This is a genomic window from Kitasatospora sp. NPDC059722, from assembly GCF_042733235.1.
GTDB lineage: Bacteria > Actinomycetota > Actinomycetes > Streptomycetales > Streptomycetaceae > Kitasatospora.
In genome coordinates, this window is sequence record NZ_JBHWGD010000026.1 from 25,223 (window position 1) to 38,029 (window position 12,807).

13 protein-coding genes are annotated in these 12,807 nt (G+C 73.8%); 8 read left to right on the plus strand and 5 right to left on the minus strand.

Annotation, left to right across the window (positions count from 1 at the left end):
• Positions 1 to 94 precede the first annotated feature (94 nt).
• Together paaN and ACFV4F_RS18570 are read right to left on the minus strand one after the other, a co-directional pair.
• A complete protein-coding gene (gene paaN, locus ACFV4F_RS18565; protein ID WP_380503710.1) occupies positions 95 to 1,792 on the minus strand; it encodes a phenylacetic acid degradation protein PaaN in 1,698 nt (565 codons plus the stop codon).
• A gap of 160 nt (positions 1,793 to 1,952) precedes the next feature.
• Positions 1,953 to 3,218: a glycosyltransferase family 39 protein gene (locus ACFV4F_RS18570; RefSeq protein ID WP_380439693.1), complete on the minus strand. Its 1,266-nt coding sequence runs from the start codon at positions 3,216 to 3,218 to the stop codon at positions 1,953 to 1,955.
• A 319-nt stretch (positions 3,219 to 3,537) separates the two neighbouring features.
• Here ACFV4F_RS18570 and ACFV4F_RS18575 point away from each other — a divergent pair, with 319 nt between their 5' ends.
• A complete protein-coding gene (locus tag ACFV4F_RS18575) occupies positions 3,538 to 4,122 on the plus strand; it encodes a TetR/AcrR family transcriptional regulator (protein ID WP_380439691.1) in 585 nt (194 codons plus the stop codon).
• A 55-nt stretch (positions 4,123 to 4,177) separates the two neighbouring features.
• On the opposite strand, the gene ACFV4F_RS18580 is transcribed toward ACFV4F_RS18575, so the two are convergent.
• A complete protein-coding gene (locus ACFV4F_RS18580) occupies positions 4,178 to 4,639 on the minus strand; it encodes an Lrp/AsnC family transcriptional regulator (protein WP_045697013.1) in 462 nt (153 codons plus the stop codon).
• Positions 4,640 to 4,787: 148 nt separating this feature from the next.
• Here ACFV4F_RS18580 and pdhA point away from each other — a divergent pair, with 148 nt between their 5' ends.
• From pdhA to ACFV4F_RS18600, 4 genes are all read left to right on the plus strand, one after another.
• A complete protein-coding gene (pdhA, locus tag ACFV4F_RS18585) occupies positions 4,788 to 5,927 on the plus strand; it encodes a pyruvate dehydrogenase (acetyl-transferring) E1 component subunit alpha (protein WP_380439689.1) in 1,140 nt (379 codons plus the stop codon).
• 80 nt (positions 5,928 to 6,007) lie between these two features.
• Positions 6,008 to 6,970, plus strand: coding sequence for an alpha-ketoacid dehydrogenase subunit beta (locus ACFV4F_RS18590; RefSeq protein ID WP_380503793.1), 963 nt, complete (start codon positions 6,008 to 6,010; stop codon positions 6,968 to 6,970).
• 5 nt (positions 6,971 to 6,975) lie between these two features.
• Entirely contained in the window at positions 6,976 to 8,259 is a 1,284-nt protein-coding gene (locus ACFV4F_RS18595) for a dihydrolipoamide acetyltransferase family protein (RefSeq protein ID WP_380503795.1), read from the plus strand.
• A 363-nt stretch (positions 8,260 to 8,622) separates the two neighbouring features.
• Entirely contained in the window at positions 8,623 to 10,074 is a 1,452-nt protein-coding gene (locus tag ACFV4F_RS18600; protein ID WP_380503713.1) for a globin domain-containing protein, read from the plus strand.
• A 17-nt stretch (positions 10,075 to 10,091) separates the two neighbouring features.
• Here ACFV4F_RS18600 and ACFV4F_RS18605 read toward each other — a convergent pair whose 3' ends face one another.
• Entirely contained in the window at positions 10,092 to 10,634 is a 543-nt protein-coding gene (locus ACFV4F_RS18605) for an NUDIX domain-containing protein (RefSeq protein WP_380439685.1), read from the minus strand.
• Between the two features lie 184 nt (positions 10,635 to 10,818).
• A complete protein-coding gene (locus ACFV4F_RS18610; protein WP_380439683.1) occupies positions 10,819 to 11,199 on the minus strand; it encodes a phage holin family protein in 381 nt (126 codons plus the stop codon).
• 108 nt (positions 11,200 to 11,307) lie between these two features.
• Between ACFV4F_RS18610 and ACFV4F_RS18615 the strand changes: the two genes are divergently transcribed.
• The 3 genes from ACFV4F_RS18615 (at position 11,308) to ACFV4F_RS18625 (ending at position 12,693) form a co-directional block, all read left to right on the plus strand.
• Positions 11,308 to 11,625, plus strand: a complete 318-nt coding sequence (locus tag ACFV4F_RS18615; protein ID WP_380439729.1) for a cupin domain-containing protein — start codon at positions 11,308 to 11,310, stop codon at positions 11,623 to 11,625.
• A gap of 24 nt (positions 11,626 to 11,649) precedes the next feature.
• Entirely contained in the window at positions 11,650 to 12,312 is a 663-nt protein-coding gene (gene tenA, locus ACFV4F_RS18620; protein ID WP_380439681.1) for a thiaminase II, read from the plus strand.
• A 180-nt stretch (positions 12,313 to 12,492) separates the two neighbouring features.
• On the plus strand, positions 12,493 to 12,693 hold the full coding sequence (locus ACFV4F_RS18625) for a DUF5326 family protein (protein WP_380439679.1): 201 nt from the start codon (positions 12,493 to 12,495) through the stop codon (positions 12,691 to 12,693).
• Positions 12,694 to 12,807 lie beyond the last annotated feature (114 nt).

A 12,807-nucleotide genomic window follows, 5' to 3' on the forward strand; every position in this document is an offset into this window, starting at 1 on the left:
TTGGACGCGTCGTTCGGCGTCCCTCCAGCCTCCATCATCCCCCGGCCCGGGCGCGGGGTGTGAACCGCCGGGGCCCGGTGACGTGCCGGAAGGCTCAGCCCTGCCGGCGGATCTCCACCGTGCGGAACCGGTTGGCGACGAACGCGCCGTCGCAGTAGGCGGCGTTGGCGGCCGGGTTGGCGCCGGTGCCGTGCAGGTCGGAGAAGGCGGCGGTCTGGTTGGGGAAGACGCCGCCGGTCAGGTTGAGCGAGAGCGAGACGCCGGCGTCCAGCACGGCCTCCACCAGCAGGGCCTCGACCTCGGGGGAGGTGGTGTAGCCGGTGGCCGTCATCGCGCCCTTCTCGCGGACGGTGGTGCGCAGCAGCTCGACCGCGGCGGCGGTGGACTCGACGGCGACGGCGAAGGAGACCGGGCCGAAGCACTCGCTGCGGAAGACCGCGCGGTCGTCCGGCTTGTCGGCGTCGAGCTTGACCAGGGCGGGGGTGCGCACGGTCGCGCCGGGGAACTCGGCGCAGACGACCGCGCGCGGGGCGAGGACGAGTTCGCCGTACTCGCCGCCGGCCGCGGCGGCCGAGCGCTGGAGCACGCCGGGGTTGACGACGGCGCCGAGGACGGCGGCGGCGCGGGCGTCGTCGGACAGCAGGCCCTCGATCGCGCCGGCGAGGTCGGCGACGACCTGGTCGAAGGACTTGTCGCCCTGGTCGGTGCCGATGCCGCCGCGCGGGATCAGCAGGTTCTGCGGGGTGGTGCACATCTGGCCGCTGTAGAGCGAGAGCGCGAAGGCCAGGTTGCCGAGCATGCCCTTGTAGTCGTCGGTGGAGTCGATGACGACGGCGTTGACGCCGGCCTTCTCGGTGTAGACCAGGGCCTGCCTGGCGTGCTCCTCCAGCCAGTCGCCGAAGGCGGTGGAGCCGGTGTAGTCGATCATCCGGATCTCGGGGCGGACGGCGAGGTCCTTGGCGACGGTGCCGCCCTCGTGCTCGGCGGCCAGGCAGACCAGGTTCGCGTCGTAGCCGGCCTCGGCGAGCACCTCGCGGGCGATCGCGACGGTCAGCGCGAGCGGCAGGACGGCCCGCGGGTGCGGCTTGACGAGCACCGGGTTGCCGGTGGCCAGCGAGGCGAACAGGCCGGGGTAGCCGTTCCAGGTGGGGAAGGTGTTGCAGCCGATCAGCAGCGCGAGGCCGCGCGGGACGACGGTGAACTCCTTGCTCATCACCAGCGGGTCGCGCTTGCCCTGGGGCTTGGTCCAGCCGGCCTGCCGGGGCAGCCGGGTCTGCTCGGCGTACGCGTAGGCGACGGCCTCCAGGCCGCGGTCCTGGGCGTGCGGGCCGCCGGCCTGGAAGGCCATGCCGTAGGCCTGGCCGGTGGTGTGCATGACGGCCTGGGCGAACTCGTGCGAGCGGGCGTTGATCCGCTGCAGGATCTCCATGCAGACGGCAGCGCGCTCCAGCGGGCTCGCGGCGGCCCAGGCGGGGCGGGCGGCGCTCAGCGCGGCGATCAGCGCGTCCGGCCCGGCGTGCGGGTAGGTGATGCCCAGCTCCACGCCGTACGGGGAGGTCTCGCCGCCCACCAGGTCGCCGTCGGTGGGGTGGCCGTCGAGGGCGAACGGGGCGCCGAGCAGCGCGTCGAACGCCGCCTTGCCGTCCGCGGGGCCGCTCTCGCCGTACGCCTTCGGGAACTCGGGGTAGGGCGACCAGTAGTCGCGCTTGGCGGCGGCGTCGAGCGCGGCGTCCAGGGTGGCCTGGTGGCGCGCGACCAGCTCGCTGACGAGGGGGTGGGTGACCGCGGACATCTGTTCGCTCCTCAGAGAGCCTCGGGGAGGAAGACGGGACACGTCACAGAGTAACCGAACGATCGGTCGGCTCAAGAGGGGGAAGGGATTTGGTTCCGGAGAAGAGAACGGGGGCGCGTCCGTGGCGGACGCGCCCCCGGAAGTGGGGAGGACGGGCGGTCTACGGCACGCCGAGCTCGAAGATGACGTACCCGGCGTACCAGCCGGACGCCGCCGCCGCGGTGCCCAGCACCGTCGCCAGCACCGGCCAGCTCAGCTTGCGCATGCCGATGGCGAGCGCGATGAACAGCGGGAACGCGGGCAGCAGGTAGCGCGAGACGTTCCCGAAGATGCCCAGGCTGCCGAGTACCGAGACGATCGTGGCGAGGGTGTAGGCGGTGAGCACCAGCGGCGGGCGCAGCCGGACCAGCAGCACGATCAGGGCCGGCAGGGTCAGCACGATCAGGGTCGCGAAGAGGTCCGGCAGGGCGAAGGCGAACGGGTAGTCGTTGCGGCCGAGCATCACGCCGCGGATCGCGTGGAAGGTGCCCTGGCCCCAGTCGAAGTAGTGCAGCCAGGCGTCGTGCTGGAGGCGGAAGTAACCGCCCCACTCGCCGGTCCGCCACCCCACCCAGCCGACGTAGCCGAGCAGGCCGAGCGGGGCGAGCAGCATCGCGGCCAGCGGGCGCAGCACACCGCTCTCCCGCCGCCACAGCTCGACCAGCGCGGCCAGGCCGACGGCGCCGATCAGGGCGGCCGCGGTCGGGCGGTTGAGGCCGGCGAACAGGGTGATCACGCCGGCCGCGACCCACTGCCTGGTCATCACGCAGTAGCAGGCCCAGGCGGCCAGGGCGACGAACGTCGAGTCCGAGTAGAGCGCCCACTCGGCGCCGGAGCCGGGGGCGACGGCCCAGATGCCCGCCGCGATCACGCCCGCGCGGGGGCCGGCCAGCCGGTCCACCACGGCGTAGATGCCGGCGGCGGCGAACAGCGAGGCGAGCACCGACACCAGCATCCCGGCGCCGTACAGGCCGAGGCCGGTGACGTCCGAGGTCAGCCGCATCAGGCCCGGGTAGAGCGGGAAGAACGCGGCCGAGTTCTGCTCGATGCTGAAGCCGACCTGGCCGCCGGGGACCGGCACCAGCGCCGGGTGGTAGCCGAACTGCGCCACCTGCTGGTACCACCAGCCGTCCCAGCTGGCGAGGACGTCCCAGGGGTTGGCACCGCCGCCGAAGCGGGGGTGCTTCCTGGCGTACTCCCCGGAGAACGACAGCAGCTTCATGAAGACGGTGAAGCCGATCAGCTTGAGCACCGCGTAGCACCACACGGCGGGCCCGAAACGGACGGCCAGGGCGCGGGCGCGTCCCTGCCAGCCGGCGGCGGGTGCGGCCGGTTCGTCGTTGCGCTGTTCTGGCACGTCGGACTCGACTGCCGGTATTGCGGTCATCGGACTGGACCCACCCTGCTGGCCGTGGACGATCGTCCGGAGATTCTAGGGCCTGGCGCCCACCTCCCGTCGTGCCCGAAGGGCGCCTGGCGGCGTTGGGGTGCGTGGATCGCAAGGCGGAGGAGGGAGGCGATGCGGAGCATCGGGCGACCGACGACAACGCGGTGAGGCGCGTGCCCCGGCGCCGCCAGGCAGGCGGGAGGTGGGCGCCAGGCGCTAGGGGCCTGTGCCCATCCTCCTGGTGCGGACCAACGAGGCGGCTGCGGCCGGGCGGAGACCCGATCGCGTGGGGCCGGGTGGGGCCGGGGATACTCGGGGGATGGCCGATCACACCACGCGTCCCGCCTACACCGTCGAGTCGCTGCTCGCCGTGACCGTCGACGTGTTCAACGAGCGCGGGTACGACGGCACCTCGATGGAGGACCTCTCGCGGGCCGCGGGGATCTCCAAGTCCTCGATCTACCACCACGTCCGCGGCAAGGAGGAACTGCTGCGGCTCGCGGTCGGCCGGGCGCTGGACGGGCTGTTCGCGATCCTGGCCGAGCCGGCCGCGGTCACGGGTCCGGCCGTGGTGCGGCTGGAGCACGTGGTGCGGCGCACGGCCGAGGTGCTGCTGGCGGAGCTGCCGTACGTCACCCTGCTGCTGCGGGTGCGCGGCAACACGGCCACCGAGCAGTGGGCGCTGGAGCGCCGCCGGGAGTTCGACCACCAGGTCGCCGAGCTGCTGCGGGCGGCCGTCGCGGACGGCTCGCTGCGCGCGGACGTCGAGCCGCGGCTGGCCACGCGGCTGCTGTTCGGCATGATCAACTCGATCGTCGAGTGGTACCGCCCCGGCCTCAAGGCCGCGGACGGCGTGGCCGACGCCGTCGTCCACCTGGCCTTCGACGGGCTCCGCGCGCGGTAGCCCACTGGGGCGTGCCTGTCGGGTCGGGCCGGGTGCCGCGACGCCGGGGCACGCCCTAGTCCGGCGGAACCTGGTCGGTCTCCTCGAACACCAGCATCGTTCGTGTACCGAGCACCTGTGGGATGGACTGGATGCGGTTGAGTACGAGCTCCCGCAGGGCGTGGTTGTCGGCGGTGTGCACCAGCAGGAGGACGTCGAAGTCGCCGCCGACGAGGGCGATGTGCGCGACGCCCGGCAGCTCCAGCAGCTGCTCCCGCACCGTGCGCCAGGAGTTCTGGACGATCTTCAGTGTGATGTACGCGGACGCGCCCTGACCGGCCCGTTCGTGGTCGACCCTGGCCGTGAAGCCGCGGATGACGCCGTCCTCGACCATCCTGGAGATCCGGGCGTACGCGTTCGCCCGGGATACGTGCACCCGCTCGGCGACCGAGCGGATCGAGGCGCGACCGTCCTGCTGCAGCAGCCGCAGGATCGACCGGTCGACACGGTCGAGTCTGGACATCTGTTCAGCCGACATGACCCCCCACCCTCACCGATTGGACGCACTGCCACCAGTCGACCTCCGCTCAGGCCGAATGTCCACCACCTTGTCACGCTTCTGGTCAAGATGAACAGACGACCGAACAATCGGTAGGGAGCCCCCACCACCCCCGGAGGTGCCCGAGATGACCGTTCTCGACCACAGACACTCCACGGCGGTGCCCGGCTGGATGCCCGGGGCCACCGCCCCCCGCACCGACCCGGCCCCGTTGCTGCCGGACGCCTCCCCCGTCCGCGTGCTCGGCACGCCGGCGCTGGAGAAGCAGGACCCCGCCCTGCTGCGCGAGCTCTACCGCCGGCTCGTGATCGGCCGCCGCTACAACCAGCAGGCCACCACCCTGACCAAGCAGGGCCGGCTCGCGGTCTACCCGGCGTCGGCCGGCCAGGAGGCCTGCCAGATCGCCGCCGCGCTGGCGCTCGGCGAGCAGGACTGGCTGTTCCCCAGCTACCGCGACACCCTCGCCGTGGTCTCCCGCGGCGTCGACCCGCTGGAGGCGCTGACCCTCCTGCGCGGCAACGCCCACACGGGGTACGACCCGCGCGCCACCCGCACCGCCCCGCTCTGCACCCCGCTCGCCACCCAGGCCCCGCACGCCGTCGGCCTGGCGCACGCCGCCCGGCTGCGCGGCGAGCCGGTGGTCGCGCTCGCCATGCTCGGCGACGGCGGCACCAGCGAGGGCGACTTCCACGAGGCGCTGAACTTCGCCGCCGTGCTGCGCGCCCCCGTGGTCTTCCTGGTGCAGAACAACGGCTACGCGATCTCCGTCCCGCTCACCGCGCAGTCCGCCGCGCCCAGCCTGGCGCACAAGGCCGTCGGCTACGGCATGCCGGGCCGCCTGGTGGACGGCAACGACGCGCCCGCCGTGCACGGCGTGCTGGCCGAGGCCGTCGAGCGGGCCCGCACCGGCGGCGGCCCGACCCTCGTCGAGGCGCTGACCTACCGGATCGACGCGCACACCAACGCGGACGACGCCACCCGCTACCGCACCGACGACGAGGTGGCGGCCTGGCGCGAGCACGACCCGATCCTGCTGTTGGACCGCGCCATGCGCGAGCTCGGGATCCTGGACGACGAGCTGGTCCGGCGGGCGGCCGACGAGGCGGAGGAGCTGGCGGCCCGGATGCGGGCCGAGTTCCACGCCGACGCCGAGCTGGACCCGATGGCGCTGTTCGCCCACGTCTACGCCGAGCCGACCCCGCAACTGCGCGAGCAGGCCGCCCAGTTGTCCGCCGAGCTGGCCGCCGAGGCCGAGGTGCAGCACTGATGAACTCCGCCCACCCGTCGCCCGCCCCCACCCTTGGCCGAGCTGCTGCGCAGCGCACCTCTGGCCCGCGCACCGCCTCCATGGCGCAGGCGCTCAACACCGCGCTGCGGGACGCCATGCGCGACGACCCGGCGGTGCACGTGCTCGGCGAGGACGTCGGCGCGCTCGGCGGCGTCTTCCGGATCACCGACGGGCTGACCGCCGAATTCGGCCCGGACCGCTGCCTGGACACCCCGCTGGCCGAGGCCGGCATCCTCGGCACCGCCATCGGCATGGCGATGTACGGGCTGCGCCCGGTCGTCGAGATGCAGTTCGACGCCTTCGCCTACCCGGCGCTGGAGCAGCTGTTCTCGCACGTCGCGAAGATGCGCAACCGCACGGCGGGCAGGCTCCCGCTGCCGATCACCGTCCGCATCCCGTACGGCGGCGGCATCGGCGGGGTCGAGCACCACAGCGACGCCTCCGAGGCGTACTACACCAGCACGCCCGGCCTGCACGTCGTCACGCCCGGGACGGTGGCCGACGCCTACGGGCTGCTGCGTGCCTCGATCGCCTCGGACGACCCGGTCGTGTTCCTGGAGCCCAAGCGGCTCTACTGGGGCAAGGACGGGTTCGACCCGACCGCGCCGGTGGAGCCGATCGGCCGGGCCGTGCCGCGGCGCACCGGCACCTCGGCCGTCCTGATCACGTACGGGCCCTCGCTGCCGGTCTGCCTGGAGGCGGCCGAGGCGGCGGAGGCCGAGGGCTGGGACCTCGCGGTGCTGGACCTGCGCACCCTGGTGCCGTTCGACGACGAGACGGTCGCCCGCGTGGTGCGCTCGGTCGGCCGGGCCGTCGTGGTGCACGAGGCGAGCGGCTTCGGCGGCACCGGCGCGGAGATCGCCGCCCGGGTCACCGAGCGCTGCTTCCACCACCTGGCCGCGCCGGTGCTGCGGGTGACCGGCTTCGACATCCCGTACCCGCCGCCGATGCTGGAGCACCACCACCTCCCCGGGGTGGACCGGATCCTGGACGCGGTCGCCCGGCTGCAGTGGGAGGACTGAGGATGATGCCCGTCGTGCGCGAGTTCACCCTGCCCGATCTCGGTGAGGGACTGACCGGGGCGGAGGTGGTGCGCTGGATGGTCGAGGTCGGCGAGGTGATCGCCGTCGACCAGCCGGTGGTGGAGGTGGAGACCGCCAAGGCCGTGGTGGAGGTGCCCTGCCCGTACGGCGGGGTGGTCACCGCGCGGTACGGCGAGCCGGGCGAGGAGATCGCCGTCGGCGCGCCGCTGGTCACCGTCGCGGTGGCCGCCGCGGGCGGGCCGGCGGACGCTCCCGTCGCCGCGCCGTCCGCCGAGGTGGAGCGCCCGCTGGTCGGGTACGGGGTGGCGGAGTCCCGGGGCGCACGGCGTCGCCGGGTGGGAGCTTCCTCGGCTCCGGCTCCGGCTCCCGTCCCCGTCCCCGTTGCCCCTGTGGTGGTCGCCGCGGCGCCCGCCGTGGTGCCGGTGATCTCGCCGCTGGTGCGGCGGCTGGCCCGGGAGCAGGGGGTCGACCTCGCGGCGGTCGCGGGCAGCGGGCCGGACGGGCTGATCATGCGGGCGGACGTCGAGCGGGCGGTCGCGGCCAAGGTCGCCGCTCCGGCTGCGGTCGTCTCCGCCGCGGCCGAGGGCGTCGTCCCGCTGCGCGGGCTCCGCAAGGCGGTGGCGGAGAAGCTCAGCCGCAGCCACCGGGAGATCCCCGCCGCGACCTGCTGGGTGGACGCGGACGCCACCGAACTGATGGCGCTGCGACGGCAGTTGAACGCCACGCCTGGTCCTAAGGTGAGCGTCCTGGCGCTGCTCGCCCGGATCTGCACGGTCGCGCTGGCGCGCTTCCCCGAGCTCAACTCCAGTGTGACGGAGGACGGTTCGGGCATCATCCGGCACTCGGTGGTGCACCTGGGCTTCGCCGCGCAGGGCGAGCGCGGGCTCGTCGTCCCGGTGGTGCGGGACGCGCACGCGCGGAGCACCGAGCAACTCGGCGAGGAGCTCGCCCGGTTGACCGAGTCGGCCCGGAGCGGCTCGCTGACCCCGGCCGAACTGACCGGTGGCACCTTCACGCTGAACAACTACGGCGTGTTCGGCGTGGACGGCTCCACCCCGATCCTCAACCACCCCGAGGCGGCGATGCTCGGCGTCGGCCGGATCGTCGCCAAACCGTGGGTGCACGAGGGGCAGTTGGCGGTGCGCGAGGTGACGCAGCTGTCCTTCACCTTCGACCACCGGGTCTGCGACGGCGGCACGGCGGGCGGGTTCCTGCGGTTCGTCGCGGACTGCGTGGAGCGGCCCGGGATGTTGCTGCGGCAGCTCTGACCGGGCCCTTCTCGAACCGCGGTCGCCCTGAATAGACGGGGGAGCCACTCAGGGCGACCGTGGAATGAGTGACACTAGCGCGTTCCCGGGCCGGGCGTCCGGGCTTCGCGTGATTTGTCGGATGAGCACTTCGGGCGTGCCACGCTGCCTAGGCGTCAACAGGGACAAGCCAGGTGGTGGCGTAGGCCGGCCGGAGGCGAAACGATTCTCTTGGGTACTCGAAACGTTGCGGTGAAGCCCCGCAGAACACTTCTGGTCCGCACCGGGCACGGCTCGGCGGGGGTCTCCTCCGTCCCGGGCCTGCCGGAACTCCCCCCGGACCACCCGGCCCCCGGACGGGCGCAGGCCCCCGTGCCTCCCCCGATGCCGCTCGACCCGCCGGACCTCCCGCCCGTGGAGGCGCCGACGGCCGTCCTGCCGGTGCTGCCGGACCTGGTCACCGGGCCCGTGCGGCCGGCGAGCCCCGAGCCTGCGGCCCCGCTCGCCGCCCCGCCTGCCCCCCCGCTCGCCGCGCCGCCCGTGGCCCCGCCGTTCCGGCCGCTGTTCGCCGACGCTCCCGGCCTCAACTGGGCCGGACCCGGCGACAGTTGGAGCCAGGCCTGGGCCGTGCAGGCCCTCGCCGAGGGCGGTCCGGCGCCCGCCGCGCTCGCCGGCGGCACCTGCTCGGCCGCCGAACTACCGCCCACCGCACGGGACATCGAGCTGATCCGGGCCAGTCTGGCGGTCGTCGAGCCGGTCGCCGACCGGGCCACCGCGCACTTCTACGCGCTGATCTTCCTGCACCACCCCGAGGTCCGCGCCCTCTTCCCGGCCGCCATGGACGTCCAGCGCGACCGCCTCTTCCGCGCCCTGCTGGCCGCCGCCCGCGGTGCCGACGACCCGGCGGCCCTGCGCGCCCACCTGAGCGCGCTCGGCCGCGGCCACCGCCGCTACGGCACGCTGACCGGCCACTACGGCCCGGTCGGGGAGTGCCTGGTGCAGGCCTTGGCCAGGTACGCGGGCAGCCGCTGGGACGCCGCGACCGAGCTGGCCTGGCGCCGGGTCTACCGCCTGGTCTCGTCGATCATGATCGAGGCCGCGGAGGAGGCCGCCCGCACCTCGCCGCCGTGGTGGCACGGCGAGGTGGTGCGGCACGAGCGCCGCACCCGGGACGTCGCGGTGATCACCGTCCGCCCGGACCAGGCCTACCCGTTCCGCGCCGGGCAGTACACGAGCCTGGAGACGCCCTGGTGGCCGCGGGTGTGGCGGCACTACTCGTTCGCCTCGGCGCCGCGGCCGGACGGGCTGCTGACCTTCCACGTCAAGGCCGTCCAGGCGGGCTGGGTGAGCAACGCGCTCGTCCACCGCGCGGCGCCGGGGGACGTCCTGCGGCTCGGCCCGGCGGCCGGGGCGATGACCGTCGACCACGGCTGCGGCACCGACCTGCTCTGCCTCGGCGGCGGCACCGGCATCGCGCCGATCCGGGCGATGGTCGAGGAGGTCGCCGAGCACGGCGGTCCCGGCCGCCGCGTCGACGTGTTCTACGGGGCCCGCAGGCCCGCCGAGTTGTACGACCTGGACGGGCTGCGCGAACTGGCCGGGCGGTGCCCGTGGCTCACCGTGCGCCCGGTGGTCTCCGGCACCGGCCCCGCCGGGGGCGCGCTGGCCGGTGAACTCCCCGAGGTGGTGGGCCGGTTCGGACCGTGGGCGGGCCGGGAAGCGGTGCTCAGCGGGCCCGCCGCGATGGTCCGCCGGAGCGTCGGGGCGCTGGTGCGCGCCGGGGTGCCGGTGGAGCGGATCCGGCACGACCTGGTGGGGGACCTGGCCGCGGGCTGAGGCGCCGCCGACCGGGCTCAGCCGAGGTCGGGGGCGAGCAGGGCGCGGATGCCCTCGATGTTGGCGGCCAGGTAGGCCCGCAGCCGGGGCGGGACGACGTTGACCGACGTGACGCCCTCGCGCGTGAACGGCAGCCGGACCACCTCGTACTCGCCGTTCGGGTCGTCCACCTCGGGCCCGTGCCGGCGGCTGAGGTCCATCGAGGCGAGCCGGCACACGAAGAAGTGCTGCACCTTGACCCCGTGGGGGTGGAGCAGCGTGCCGTCGTCGTGGTGCGTGTGGCTGATGGTGTCGACGAACGCGGGCACGACGTCGACGACCTTGCCGCCGAGTTCCTCGTCCACCTCGCGGTGCAGCGCCTCGACCACCGTCCGGTCGCCGCGCTCCACCCCGCCGCCGGGAGTGATCCAGTACGGGTGCGGGGAGCCGGGGCGGACCCGGCGGATCACGACGAGGCTGGCCGGGCCGTGCGGGTCCGCCGGGTCCAGCTCCAGCAGGATCGCCCGCGCGGTGCGCTTGACGACCGGGCGGGGTGGCGGGGTGCGGTTGTCGGGACCCATGGCCACCTCCGGGGCGCGAGCGTTGTGCGGGAGTCTGCCGCAGCCGGGCCGGGACGAAACGCCGACCCGCCGGGGTGCCTCCGATCGGGGCGCGGCGGCCCGGGGCGGCCGGAGAAGGGGGAGGGCCCGTCCCCGGTGAACCACCCGGGTACGGGCCCTTCCCACGACGCGGCGGCCGCTGCGCTCAGTCGTCGTCCAGGGCCAGGTGCAGGCCCCACGAGACCAGGCTGATGATCAGCGAGCCCAGCAGCGCCGGCACGAAGCCGGTGACGTGGAAGTCGAGGCTGAGCCGCCCCGACGCCCACGAGGTCAGCAACAGCATCAGGGCGTTGATCACGAAGGTGATCAGGCCCAGGGTCAGGATGAACAGCGGGAACGAGAACAGCTTGACGACCGGCTTGACCAGCCAGTTGACCACGCCGAAGACCAGCGCGACGGCCACCACGGTGATCGCCTTGTGCTGCCAGTCGGTGTTGGCGTCGGTGAGTTGGATGCCGGTGACGATCCAGGCGGCGACCCAGATGGCCACCGCGTTGATCAGCGTTTTGAGAACGAAACCCTTCATGGCGACCAGCCTGGCAGGCCGCCGGGGGCGCAGGGAAGCTCCCGCCGGGCATGTTGGTGTTGAATGCCGGTGGTCCCGGAGGTGGACGGAGAAGGGAAGACGGCACCGGTGAAGCTGTTCCGGCTGGACGAACTCGACGCCGAACGCGCGGCCAACGACGGCGCGTACCTGCGGTTCCTGCGCGAACCGCGGATGTCCGCCGGGCTGTACGCGCTCTCCCCCGGCGCCGCCGACCCGCAGACCGCGCACGACCAGGACGAGATCTACCAGGTGATCAGCGGCCGGGCCGAGCTGACCGTGGGCGGCGAGACCGCGACCGTCGGGCGCGGCACCGTCGTGTACGTGCCGGCCGGGACGCCGCACCGCTTCCACCACGTCACGGAGGAGCTGCGGGTCCTGGTGGTCTTCTCGCCCCCGGAGGACTGACCGGCAGGCTTTAGGGTCGGACGCATGCGTCTCACCGAAGAGCTCTGGTCGGCCATCGAGCCGGTCTACGCCGAGATCCTGGCCCACCCCTTCATCGGCGGCCTCACCGACGGCACCCTGCCGCGCGAGGCCTTCCGCCACTTCGTCGTGCAGGACTCGCACTACCTGCGCGACTACGCCCGCGCGCTCGCCGTCTGCGCCGCCAAGGCGCCCGGCGAGGAGGACGTGCGGGCGTTCGCCGCCGACGCGGTCGGCGCGATCGCGGCGGAGCAGGGCATGCACGCCGAGTTCATGACGGCCTTCGGGGCCAGTGCCGAACAGGCCGCCGAGGAAGCGGTGCTGCCGACCACCCGGGCCTACACCAGCTACCTGCTCGCGACCGTCTACGGCGGCTCCTTCGCGGAGGCGCTCGGCGCGGTGCTGCCCTGCTACTGGATCTACGCCCGGGTCGGCGAGGCACTGCTCGCCCAGGGCTCGCCGGATCCGCTCTACGCCAAGTGGATCGCCACCTACGGCGACGAGGCGTTCCAGTCGGTGGTGCGGCGCGTGCTGGCGCTCGCGGACCGGATCGGCGAGGAGCTCTCCCCCGTCGAGCGCCGCCGGGTGGTCGAGCACTTCACGACGACCTCGCGCTACGAGTGGATGTTCTGGGACGCCGCGTGGCGCGGCGAGCGCTGGCCGGTCTGACGCTTCCGGGGCGGTTCCCCAGGGTCATCCCCGGGGGCCGGGGTCGGGGTGATCTCGGGGTTCTCTCCGGGCCGTTGGGCCTCGTTCCGGCACTGGCGCCCCCGTACGATCGACGTATCGAAAGCAAGCGGGATGCGGCACCGAAGGGGCGGCCGGCCCGAGGGGAGAGAAGGAACGGACATGGCTGAGCTCTGGAAGTCGCTGCCCTCCTGGGTGCGCAACATCGTCGTGCCGGTGCTGGTCCTGGTGCTGGCCTGGAACGTCGTGACCTTCGTGTTCGGCGTGGTCGGCGCGCTGCTGGGCCTGCTGATCAAGCTGCTGGTCGTGGTCGGCATCGGGGCGGCCGTGGTCATCCTGGTGAAGAAGGCGGCGAAGCTCTGACGACGCTCCGGCGTCGACGCCGAGGGCCCGGGGCCCCCCCCGGGGGGGGGGGGGGGGCCCCCCGGGGGGGGGGGGGGGGCGCCCGCGGGCCCACACACCGCGAGGCGCCGCGCG